Raw genomic sequence first — 11,891 nt, forward strand, 5'->3', positions numbered from 1 at the left:
CGTGATTTTTTGCCCGCACGCAGAGTCTAGATTGTATATGTAACTTACCGAATCACTGATGAATAGTTTTAATCCATCGGTCAGGCTCATGTATCATCAAAACATTCAGGAAAATGACGAAGCAGGTATGCTGAAACAGAATAATGAACTCAAGATGATTTGGTTGATGACGCTGATCTTGGTAGGGATCGGGGCATGGTATTTAGATGTCCGAATCCTGAGTTATATCAGTGGCATCGGTTTTATGCTCAGTGTGATGAATTATGTCGATGATTTACAGCACGGCGCTGATGCACTGAGTTCATCAAAACAACCATTTCAAGTGACATCAAAGGTTCCGTTATATATTGCATCGTTATTAACGGTCGTTGGACTGTTAACAGAATTGGGATACTTGGTTGCGATCGGGATTGGCCTGTGGGTCTATTTTTTTCTGCGTTGGCTGAAACGATTAGAACGTCAACTGCATCTATTGCAAGGATGTGCGCTTCAGTCGCAATCGATACATGCAGCTACTTCAATATCAGCGTCGACAATAGACCGTCCTGAAAATTTTGATTCTAACGATACACCATCTGTACATCCCGAGACGGCAATTGGTACAGTTGGACATCAGGCAACATTCAATTCAACGCCTTCTAATACACCATCCAAGTCTGCGCCAAATCTATCTAGTCAGATTCAGCAATGGCTTTTTCAAGGCAATCCTGTGTTAAAAGTGGCGGTGTTGGTCTTGGTGATTGGCGTGGTGCTCTTACTTAGATTTGCCACAGAGCATTGGCAACTGAGCTTAGCCATGAAACTGCTAATTGTGAGTTTGAGCAGTGCAGGTGTTGTCGGACTGGGTTTTTGGCTGCAAACCAAAAACCGCAGTTTTGCCTTAGCGCTAGAAGGTCTAGGTCTTGCAGCGCTGTTTTTGACTTTATTTTTTGCCTATTACAATGCCGTCATTCCGGGCTTTGGCATAGCTTGTCTATTATATGCTGCACTTATGGCATTGACGATTTGGCTCAGTCTGAAACAGCAGTCGGTAGAACTGGCAATCATGGCAATGCTGATCGCCTATCTTGCTCCATTTACCTTGCCTGTTCGTGATGCAACTGCAACGGAATTTATTGCCTATTATCTTGTGATTAATATTGCTGTTGCGGTCATGAGTACATTAAGACCGTGGAAATATCTAAATCAAATCGCTTTTTTGATGACGGTGATTATGGGTGGTGGATATGCTTTTTACCACGGATACACCACCGAACGTCAGATGATGAGCGTGCTGGTTTTAGTCCACGCTGCGATTTTTATCTGGCTCGGTTTTCGTTTTAGCCAGTTATTGGCGAAACAGGATCTTGCGCATTTTCAGCTTAAACCTGCCTTGGATATTGCACTGATTTTTGCTGCACCAGTGCTTGCTTATCTGGCATTGTATTTGATGTATTTTGAGGAAACGGTATGGCAGGCGGGGTATAGCTTGCTATTCGCGGCGCTTTTTGCCGCGCTGTATAGCATCAGTAAACGTAGTGCTGTGATCCCACTGATTGCACAAAGTTATTTGAGTTTGACCTTAATATTCTTGGCATTGATTCCACCGATAGTATTGAAAGAGCAGTGGAGTGTGGTTGGTTGGGCAGTTGAAGGTGCGTTGATATTTATATATGCCCTATACAAGCAGTCCAATATCAGCCGTTATTTAGGCATGGCGCTCTTGGTAATGGCGGGTTGTTCAAGTCTGTACTATTTGGTTCAACTGCCACATTTCCCTGCACAGATGTATTGGGGCGTGTGTTTGAGCTATTTGGCGGCCATTATCGTGACGCACGCTGTTCCTGCATTTCATAAACAGCTTTCAAGTTCGAGTATTGCCTTTCAATGTGTGCAAATGCTCTCAGCAACTACTATGTTCATCATGTTGCTCTTAGATTGGCTGCAGAGTAGTCATCAATTGGCCTTGAGTTTATTGATTGTCAGTGTGGCCTATCTGTTGGTGAATGAAGGCTTGTTAAAACGAAAAGCTTCGTGGAGTTGGTCCATCATTAAATGGACGGGTCTAGTGCCTGTTTATGTGATGGGGCTGTACCAAGTTATTTCAGTGAGTGAGAACGGTCAGTTACTTTGGCATTCAGCGATGGAGCAGATTTATTTTGCATTCGCTGGGCTGAGCTTGACGCTGCTTTGGCTACGACCATTACTCGGTGTGCGTGAAGAAAAAGAATGGGTCAGTCTCGGAATTTTGAGTAGCTTGGCGTGGACCAGTCTGACGCTGATACCCAGTATGCCGTATATCAGTGTGGTAATTTTGCCGCTGATATTTTGTGCATGGTGTTATTGGCAAGCGCAGCAACCGGTCTGGAAAATGTTTTGGCAAGCGCGTAGCAGTTTGTTTTTGGCTTTGAGTTGGATCATTAGTTCGCAATTATTTAGTCAGCAGGCCTTTGTGGGATATGTCTTGCCGATACTGAATCCTTTTGATGCAGTGAGTTTGCTGTTGTTAGCGGCTTTTTTATGGATGTTGAATCAACAGTTAAAAGCCGGTTTAGATCGTAGCTTGGCTGCCGTGTTGAGTGTTCTAGGGCTACTTTGGTTAAGTAGTTATGTTGTGCTTCGTGCCTTACATATGTATCTGGATACACCTTATAACAGTTTAGACATTTGGAGCGATGCGACCATTCAGCTGAGTTTTACCGTGCTGTGGGTGTTATTGGCTTTGGTGAGTATGCGCTTTGCCGCTCAGCGTCAATTACGTTCAGTTTGGCTGCTCGGCGGCAGTATTTTGGTCTTGGTCACTTTGAAATTGGTCTTGCTGGATTTATCTCATGTCGGCACACTCATGCGAGTGATTTCATTTATGGCGGCAGGTTTTGCCATGCTTTTGATTGCCTATATTGCACCCATGCCGAATGACAAGGTTGAACCATGATGAAATTCTTAAAGGTACGAGATCACTAAGCTGTACAGGTCGATGGCTATAAAAGTACATGATAAAAAAAACCTGCACATTTGAAGATATGCAGGGCTTTTCATATCAAGTCGATAGACCATTATTTGAGTTGAGGTTCTCGTTGGATCTCTTGTGCATTGGCATATTGATCGACGTCGGCATTGCTTGCTTGCGTAGAAAGCGGGTGGTCAACAAAACCCATTTTCGGTACAGGAATTTCAATTTTATTTTCGACAAAAGCATTACGAATCCGTTCCTGCATTTCATCACGGACTTTCAGGAAATTCTCTCTTTGACACCAAATAGCAAAAAGCAGCTCAATGGAAGATTCACGAAAGGCAGTGACGGTCACGGCAGGTTTAGGATCGGCCAAGACCAATGGATATTTACTAACGGCATCTAATAAAACTTCACGGACTTTGATGATGTCTTCATGAAAGTTAATTGCAAGGGTAATTGGAATTCGCCGTATTGGAAACTTAGACAGGTTATGTACAGGTGCCCGAATCAGTTGTTCATTCGGTAAACGGACATAGACATTGTCCTGCGTGAGTAATTTGACCGACAGTAAATCAATCGAGATTACTTCACCTTCAATGGTATGCCCGCGAATCAGTGTCAATTGAATGGTATCACCAACCTCAAAAGACCCTTCACCGATCAAGAACATCCCGCTGATCAGGTTGGATGCGGACGTTTGCGAGGCAAAACCCAGTGCGACCGTTAAAATACCCGCTGCACCCAAGAACACGCTGAGTTTAAAGCCGGCTTCTTTTAAACTTGCCATCACAAAGATTAAAAAGATGAAATAGAAAATCCCGCGACGCCAAACCAACTGCTGATGGGCATTGAAACGCATACCTACAGTACGAATAAAGGTATTCGAGATAAAACGTGCAATCAGAAAGCCGATGACTGCTAGTAAAACAGCCACCAATAATTCTGTCAGCCGATCAGTATTGAGATTGGCGACCATTCCTTTTAGGCTGCTGGTGATTTCTGTCGAAATATTTAAATCTGCCATGGCTCGCCCTTAGAAAAATGAATCAAACATATTGAACAGCACATTGGCTGACTCGCGTGGCGGATGTAGATAAACCACGTCACCTGCTTGTGGCGGTGTACGGTTTTCAATTTTGACCCGCGGCGGTTTGTCATGACCTTCATGCACGACCCGAATTTGTGAAGTCCATAAACGTCCCGTACTTTCACTATAAAATAATGGCAAAGCCGGTACAGGGACATTCATACGGTCAAAACGAATCTGTTGATTACTCACGTTATGAAACTCAATAGGGGTTACAGCACGAAAAGCACGAGGTTTGAGTTGTTTAAGTTCTGTACGACCATCAACTGCTGTGGCATAGCAAATTTCACCCATTCGATGGTTCGGACCAAACCAGGTATCTTTTGGTAGAATCACAGGTATATCAAACAAAGGTTCTCTAAGACCTTCGACAAAACCAGCAATCCAAAGCGGTGTGCTGATATATAGCGTTCCGCGCTGTCCAGCTGGAATATAAATCGGATCGACCGGTTTAATCACCACAGACCGATCTGCCAAACGTGGCATGATTTGAATTTTGTCATGTGTTTGGCGGAACATATAGCGTTCCATTTTAATGGGCTGTGGAAAACCAAATTCAGGGTCTTGTATCGGATGCCATTGTTGCTCATAGTCAAACTGAAAGGTTGGGCGATGGTATTCCATACGCCACTCTTGCATGCCGCGCGTCACACGGAACAATAAAGACCCAAACTGCCAACTGCGAGGGTGATTCAGTTCAAATTGATATTCCCCCCACCATTTACGTTTTGGGGATTCCTTTTCAGTCAAATCATTTTCTAATGGCAATGCGTATATCCCTTGTCCTGATAAATCCTAAAAACAGACTTCACGCTGTCAGATGCTTAGAGTACACTCAAAACAACTTTTTTCATCATTATAATGCGTGATGCAAGTACTTAAACAATTACAAATACCATATAGTTTTGCCAAACGTCATGGCGTATTGCTTCGATATGAGGGTGATCAAGCTTTTATTGTACGTCGTGACAGCACGCCACTGTTGGCTTTACAAGAAGCACGTCGCTTTTTAGGGTATCCTGCACAATATCAATTATGTAGTGAGCAAGAGTTTAATCAATTACTCAGTGCAAGTTTTGCCGGAGACACCGGTGAGTCTCAACAAGTTGCAGCGGGTCTGGAAGATCATCCTGATTTACTCAGCCTTGCAGACTCTGTGCCAGAAGCTGAAGATCTGATGGATCAGGAAGACGATGCACCGATTGTACGGTTAATCAATGCCTTATTGTCTGAAGCGATCCGTGTCGGTGCTTCAGATATTCATATCGAATCTTTTGAAAAAAAGCTGTCTGTCCGCTTACGTGTCGATGGTCAGTTACGTGAAATTGTCCAGCCACGTCGTGAACTTGCGCCATTGTTGGTGTCACGGATCAAAGTCATGGCCAAACTCGATATTGCAGAAAAGCGAATTCCACAAGATGGTCGTATTTCACTGCGTTTGGCGGGCCGTGAAGTCGATGTTCGTGTATCAACCTTACCTTCTTCGTATGGTGAGCGTGTAGTGATGCGTTTACTCGATAAACAAGCTGGGCGTTTAAACATGACCCATTTGGGCTTGATGCAGCATGACTATGATCGATTGAAACAACTGGTACATCGTCCGCATGGCATTATTTTGGTTACGGGACCAACGGGTTCGGGTAAAACCACCACCTTATATGCGGCATTGTCTGATCTAAATGATGGTTCAAAAAATATTTTGACTGCGGAAGATCCAATTGAGTATCAACTTGAAGGGATCGGGCAGACGCAGGTCAATACCAAAGTGGATATGACCTTTGCTCGTGCATTAAAAGCCATGCTTCGCCAAGACCCAGATGTGGTGATGGTCGGTGAGATTCGTGATTTAGAAACTGCTGAAATTGCAGTACAGGCATCATTAACAGGCCATTTAGTACTTTCAACGCTGCATACCAATACAGCAATCGGTGCAGTGACCCGTCTTAAAGACATGGGGATTGAACCCTTTCTACTTTCAAGCTCATTGATCGGTGTGGTGGCACAGCGTTTGGTTCGAACCTTGTGCCGTCACTGTGCGACTTGGCATGATGCCGATGATTTTGAAAAAGACTTATTTAAGCATCTCGATGCCTCGACCGAATTAAAATTGCCACAACCGAAAGGCTGTGAACAATGCTCGCATACTGGATTTACAGGGCGTACCGCAATTTATGAAATCGTTCCGATTGATGAGCAAACACGTCGTCTCATCCATGGTAATGCTGCTGAGTTTGAGTTAGAAAATCATGTACGTGCAAATGCGGGTTCAATTCGTGATGATGGATTGCGTAAAGTTTTGGCAGGTAAAACCACGATAGAAGAGGTTTTACGTGTAACCAATGAAGCGGCTGAATAGTCGGTGTGAATTATAAAAAAAGCCCCGAAGCCTGTGCAAGGACTCGGGGCTTTGCTTTAGTTAATCTTTTCAAAATGAATAACAGCATCGTATGCTTTATCTGTCAGAGTGAGGTGAGTTGCATCACTGAGTTTCATTTCAATGCTATTGCTCTCTTTATATTTCAAAACATCATTATTCACTTCGGCCATACCGGATGAAGCACTAGAAGTGCGCTCAGTATTATTTTTATCGAGCCAAAATTCGTCTTTAATTTGGTAGTCATCGCCTTGTTTGCTAATGGAAAGTTTGCGTAGGCTCTCCGTGTCAGGTGTTTGTTTCCATTCCCCTGAAAAATCAGGCGCAGGTGTTTGGCTACATGCTGCTAAGGCCAAGCTTAGAAAAAGCAGCGAAAAGTATGTTTTCATTGTAAAGTCCTGAAAATGATTTTAATTTTTTATGGATGTATAGTTAATTATAGTTTGAATATTAAACATTTTTTAAATTTTATTCATTATTCTTTCTATCGAATGTCTCATAATTTTTTATTTTAATTTGAACAAAAACAGCCCAAAAAATATGGGCTGTACGGTCTTTCACTTACCACAAACTGACAACTTTCTTCATCAATTCAGCACGAATGGGCGCGGTTGGGTTACCTGCATTGCGCTGCGTTTCATTTTCATAAAACTTTTGCCAAGTTTGAACCATCTCTAAAGTGACATCTTGAGTTTTAAGCTTTTCAACGTCGGCTTTACTGATATTGGCTAAGCGTGCTGCAGCACCTTCTGGGCCTGTACCCCAACCAATGATGCCTTGACCATAGGCAGGTAAAGACATGTTGTTTGGTGTTGGTGGTAGCGCAAGACGTTGAATATCTGGATTGACCAAGGATTTAATCTGAGGACGGACTTTTTCAGACAGGGTTAATTCGGCAAAACTCAGTGTGGATGCGCTGATTAGCAATGTACTGATAAGGAGAGGTTTAAGCATCATAGATCAACAAATAATGTAAATAAGAATCGTTATATATTTTTAGCAAGGTTTTGGCAGCTGAATATGAATATTTAAATGTATTGGAAATGGATAAGATTTTATTTTGAGCTCAGCTGTAGATGTGTAGAAGTAAAAAAGCTCAAAGCACTATTTTATAAGAATTAAAACAGTGCTTTGTATAGATAGGTACAAATGGATTTAAGTCAAAACATTTAAAGTAACATTAATATTGTTTCGGGTCGCATTTGAATAGGGGCACACAATATGTGCAGCATCGACCAATTTCTGTGCCTCGCTTGCATCCATACCCTCAAGATGAATATTAAGCGTCACTTCAATACCAAATCCTGTTGGAATAGGGCCGATACCAACATCACCTTCAACATAGGCAGCAGGGGTAATCGAAATTTTATCTCGGTTAGACACAAATTTCATTGCACCTAAAAAACAGGCTGAATAACCAGCGGCGAAGAGTTGTTCGGGATTTGTACCATTACCTGTACCCCCCATAATTTTCGGTACAGCCAATTGAACATCTAAATGACCATCGGACGTCGTTGCACGACCATCACGACCACCAGTGGCTTTTGCATGGGCTGTATAAACTGCTTTTTCTAAAGTCATTTTTCTAATCCCTCAGATGATGGTTCAAAATTATATCGTGGGGGATTTTGTTTAAATAATATTCAGTTTTTTTGTAATTTTATACAGAGTGAAAATCAATATTGAACCAAAACACGGTGCTGCATCAGTGGCATTGATGCGCGAATCTGTTGCTGCTCGTCTAAGTCGAAAGGAACTGTGAGTAGTTGAGCGCCTTCTTCTGCGGTGATTGCTAAAATTTGACCGCGGCTGTTGCTTGCTCCAGCATGCCCCCAAGTTTGACGCTTTTCACCATGCCAACCTTGTTGTGCGGCACCCAGTACAGCACATTGGCTATCCATGGCACGAGCTTGCAGTAACAACTGCCAGTGCATTTCACCCGTGGTATAAGTAAAAGCTGCAGGCGCCGTTAAAATGTTTGCGCCTTGGGTACGAAGTTTCAAAGCCAGTTCAGGAAAGCGTAAGTCGTAGCACACCATCAGGCCAATATTGCCAAAAGGTGTTGTTGCAACTACGGTTTCAGTACCAGGTTCAAAGAATTTTGATTCTTGATAGCCACCGACAGCGTCACCAACTTGCACATCAAATAAATGAATTTTGTCATAACGTGCTTCGGTACGTTCAGGGCTGATACACAGGCTGACAGTACGGACACGGCCATCTTGAATGATTGAACCATCTGGACGATAAGGGCATGGGAGTGTGCCCGCAACAATCCAAAGTTGATAACGATGTGCGAGTTGTTCTAGTCGCTGCTGAATATTTTCAAATTGCGCCGCGGTTTCGCGCTGTTTACCTGCGGCAAAGCAGACAAAATTTTCAGGAAATACAATGAGACTCGCACCTTGAGCCTGACTTTGTTGCATTAATGATTCGATCACTTTGAAGTTATCTTCAATGTCATTTTGAGAATTCATTTGTGCAACGGAAAGTAAAGTCATGCGAAGAGGCTCTGCTGTGATTAACCTAAATTAGACATTTTGCTGCTTGGGTTGCTCTAGATTGTCCTGCTCTTTTTGCAGTTGTTTGACCAAAGGCTCAAACATATTTTGGTTGCTATCATTTAGTTTCATCAGCGTTTTGTGTGCATCTAAAACCGTATTCAGCATATTGCTATGGGTAATGTGTTCTTCCATAAGTGCGCGAGTGCATACACTTGGATCACCACAATAATTCAAAATAACAAACACCTGACCTAAACCCATGCTATTGGCAAGCGTTGTGATATCAGAGTTTGTAGACAACATTACCGCTTGAATATGGTGAACTTGTTTGAGCTTCAAACCCAGTTTCGCCAAAATGCCAAGGACAGTACTATCGATAAATGTCGTTTGGGTTAAATCAACGATTGCACCGACGACATTTTGTTGCTGTTCAATTTTGTTTAATAACTTGTCTAGACTAATACAAGATTGGGCACGCACTTCGCCAATAAGCTTAAAAATATGCGTTCCGTTCAAGCTTGCATATTCAACATGACCTGTTGACATATAAATGCCATTTGCAGAGAAGGATAGTAAATTATCCCATAGGGGCACAGCTTACTCAAGTAGCCGAGCATGATCAGAAAGTCGTATTCAGTTTAAGTGGTTGATTTCGTGACTAATTGATTCGACGTAAACTTAGGATGGCAATATCGTCGGCAACATGGTCTGGTGCTTGAAATGATTGATTTTGCAAGTGATAAACCAATTGACCTAGCTGTTCATTCAATCCACCATCAAAAGGTTCAAGTGCGCCATCCGAGCAAATTACAAAGCGTGAATAACGATTTAAGGTAAATTCAAACTCTTCAACTTCTAAATCTTCAGTTAAGCCAAGTGGAAAGCTACTGGTATTTAAAATTCGTGCGGGAAGACCAGGTTCAAATAAAATGGCCGGCGGATAATGGCCTGCACTAGACCATTTCAAGACATGCGTATCGAGATTGAGTATCCCCGCAATCATGGTAATGTGCTTTTCAATATTTTCTTGAACCAACATGCCATTGAGTTTTTTGATCAACTCTCTTGGGGTTTTTGAACGACCGTGGAAAGCAGCCATCCATGAGGTTAGTAAACTACTCGTCACACCATGACCAGACACATCTGCGAGATAAAACATGATTTCTTTATCACTGATTTTCCAGTAATCGTACCAATCACCCGATAAATAAGCAGATGGCTGAAAGAATGTTTCAACTTTATAGTTGTGGAGTTCAATCGGATTGGGCAGTAAACGTTTTTGCAAATCTGCAGCAGAAGGCAGGTCACGACTATCTTGATTACGTTTGTATTGTGCGTCAATTTTAGTGAGTGCCACTTGAAGGTTGGTTGGGATATGATCCCAAACCCATCCTGCTAAAGCGCCTTGTTGCCACGCTTGAGCCAATGCAGCACCTTCATGCTCAAAAGCGAGCACAATAGTAGGAAGTGTCCATTGGTGATTTAAAAAGTCGGCAACATCAGCAATTGCAATGATCGTTGGATCATACAAGTCTAGATCTTCAATGTTAATCATTTGTACGCTAGGAAGCGCATCAAGTACCTGATCTAAATATGGAATATCACGAGTAGGTTGAATGAAATACATAAAGAATTAGATGAATCCTTCGATAGACAATAAGTGTACTATAGCAAGCTAATGATGGCTGGAGGGAAAAACCACACCAGCCAATTGAAAAATTTTATTTATTCAGTTGTTACCGTGTCGGTATCATCTGAACTGCTATCATCAATGAAATCGGTAGAATCATCAGATGAAACGTCTACTGAATTATCTTCAGATTCATCAATATCGTCATCTTCTTCATCAATAAATAGGTTTTCTTCAGCGATACCTTTTTTCTCAGAAATTGAATAATTCAGGCGTTGTAAATAGATGTCGCGAATTTGAGCATATTTATCGCCTTGCAATACACCTTCAATATCCAGTAATTGAGCGCGAGTATCAATTCCACGTAAAGTTTGCTCAGACCAATACGCCACATCATGACCATCAAGCATATATTTCTGTGGACGTCCTTGACTATCTACAGCTAGACCGACGGTTTGGCGCAATGTGCTTGGACCAAGCACTGGTAAAACAATATAAGGACCAGAAGGAATACCGTAATAACCTAAAGTCGCGCCAAAGTTTTCATCTTCTGTTTCTAGACCTAGACGGCTTGCAGGGTCAGCAAAGCCTAAAGTTGTCAGTGTATTAACAGTAAAGCGCCCCAGACTTTTTGCGGCACGTGTCGGTCGTCCTTGAATGAGTTGGTTAAATGCATTCCAAGGTTCGCCCAAATTTTTACGGAATAAACGATAAGATTCACGAATATCCTTAGGGGTTTTTGCTACATATTGCACAGCAGCAGGGCGGGCAATATGGACATCTAAATAATCATTAAATGCGTAAACTTTCCGGTTGATCGGTTGGAAAGGGTCTTTATCTTCTTCTGATTGTGCTGCATTGGCATTTACAGATAATTTTTTTGCAACCTCAGATGACTTAACCATCGCAGCATGCGCAAGTTGTTGTGTTTTTGATTTATTGGCAGCTTCAGAGTCTTGAGCAACAGGTGCTGAAGACTCGTCATTTGCAAATACAGGTGTTGTTACGACAAGTGACAATAATCCTGCATATAAAAAAGAAGTTTGGCGCATATATAGTCCTGACGCTTTTAGCGCGGCAAAATGTTTGCCGTATAATAAGTAAAAACGTTCAAATAATCCTGATTTATTACTATTAAACCAAATTTGATCAAAATATGAATGAAAAAATGTAATTTGAGCGAAAAATGTGCGCTCAAAATAATTATTTAAAAAAAGGTGTTGCAACGGTCCTAAAATGCTGTAGAATGCACATCCATCGGCGGTGATGAAGATTAAAACTTCTGATAAAACAATGACTTGGTTGAATTGATTGAGTTGGGTTTTATTTGATAAGTTTAAAAATAATTTGAATTACTGGTT

Annotated in this window: 11 protein-coding genes; 2 read left to right on the forward strand and 9 right to left on the reverse strand. The window is 42.0% G+C overall.

Translation table 11 applies throughout. The features are described 5' to 3' along the window. Positions 1-127: 127 nt before the first annotated feature. A complete protein-coding gene (locus FTU29_RS10080) occupies positions 128-2,914 on the forward strand; it encodes a DUF2339 domain-containing protein (RefSeq protein ID WP_180121673.1) in 2,787 nt (928 codons plus the stop codon). Positions 2,915-3,035: 121 nt separating this feature from the next. Here the strand turns inward: FTU29_RS10080 and FTU29_RS10085 are convergent, their stop codons facing one another. Continuing rightward, the gene (locus tag FTU29_RS10085; RefSeq protein WP_180050202.1) at positions 3,036-3,959 is read right to left on the reverse strand and encodes a mechanosensitive ion channel family protein; all 924 of its coding nucleotides are present in this window, start codon (positions 3,957-3,959) and stop codon (positions 3,036-3,038) included. A gap of 9 nt (positions 3,960-3,968) precedes the next feature. Continuing rightward, positions 3,969-4,790: a hypothetical protein gene (locus tag FTU29_RS10090; protein WP_111884712.1), complete on the reverse strand. Its 822-nt coding sequence runs from the start codon at positions 4,788-4,790 to the stop codon at positions 3,969-3,971. A 100-nt stretch (positions 4,791-4,890) separates the two neighbouring features. On the opposite strand from FTU29_RS10090, the gene gspE reads away from it, so the two are divergent. Then, the gene (gene gspE, locus FTU29_RS10095) at positions 4,891-6,378 is read left to right on the forward strand and encodes a type II secretion system ATPase GspE (RefSeq protein ID WP_180121654.1); all 1,488 of its coding nucleotides are present in this window, start codon (positions 4,891-4,893) and stop codon (positions 6,376-6,378) included. Between the two features lie 56 nt (positions 6,379-6,434). Here gspE and FTU29_RS10100 read toward each other — a convergent pair whose 3' ends face one another. The 7 genes from FTU29_RS10100 to FTU29_RS10130 all read right to left on the reverse strand — a co-directional run bounded on the left by FTU29_RS10100 (position 6,435) and on the right by FTU29_RS10130 (position 11,582). Further along, positions 6,435-6,785, reverse strand: a complete 351-nt coding sequence (locus FTU29_RS10100) for a hypothetical protein (protein WP_180121656.1) — start codon at positions 6,783-6,785, stop codon at positions 6,435-6,437. 172 nt (positions 6,786-6,957) lie between these two features. Continuing rightward, on the reverse strand, positions 6,958-7,350 hold the full coding sequence (locus FTU29_RS10105; RefSeq protein WP_180034859.1) for a DUF4951 domain-containing protein: 393 nt from the start codon (positions 7,348-7,350) through the stop codon (positions 6,958-6,960). Between the two features lie 201 nt (positions 7,351-7,551). Then, positions 7,552-7,977 (reverse strand): organic hydroperoxide resistance protein, encoded by a 426-nt coding sequence (locus FTU29_RS10110; protein ID WP_111884709.1) that lies wholly within the window; start codon positions 7,975-7,977, stop codon positions 7,552-7,554. Between the two features lie 95 nt (positions 7,978-8,072). Next, positions 8,073-8,897, reverse strand: coding sequence for a carbon-nitrogen hydrolase family protein (locus FTU29_RS10115; protein ID WP_180121658.1), 825 nt, complete (start codon positions 8,895-8,897; stop codon positions 8,073-8,075). Positions 8,898-8,927: 30 nt separating this feature from the next. After that, the gene (gene gigB / locus FTU29_RS10120; protein WP_078189558.1) at positions 8,928-9,446 is read right to left on the reverse strand and encodes an anti-anti-sigma factor GigB; all 519 of its coding nucleotides are present in this window, start codon (positions 9,444-9,446) and stop codon (positions 8,928-8,930) included. A 112-nt stretch (positions 9,447-9,558) separates the two neighbouring features. After that, complete coding sequence (gigA, locus tag FTU29_RS10125; protein WP_078189557.1) at positions 9,559-10,527, reverse strand: RsbU family protein phosphatase GigA; 969 nt, start codon at positions 10,525-10,527, stop codon at positions 9,559-9,561. Between the two features lie 98 nt (positions 10,528-10,625). Then, on the reverse strand, positions 10,626-11,582 hold the full coding sequence (locus FTU29_RS10130) for a VacJ family lipoprotein (RefSeq protein ID WP_180121660.1): 957 nt from the start codon (positions 11,580-11,582) through the stop codon (positions 10,626-10,628). Positions 11,583-11,891 lie beyond the last annotated feature (309 nt).

Origin of the sequence: Acinetobacter sp. YH12086 (assembly GCF_013419345.1) — a bacterium.
Lineage (GTDB): Bacteria > Pseudomonadota > Gammaproteobacteria > Pseudomonadales > Moraxellaceae > Acinetobacter > Acinetobacter amyesii.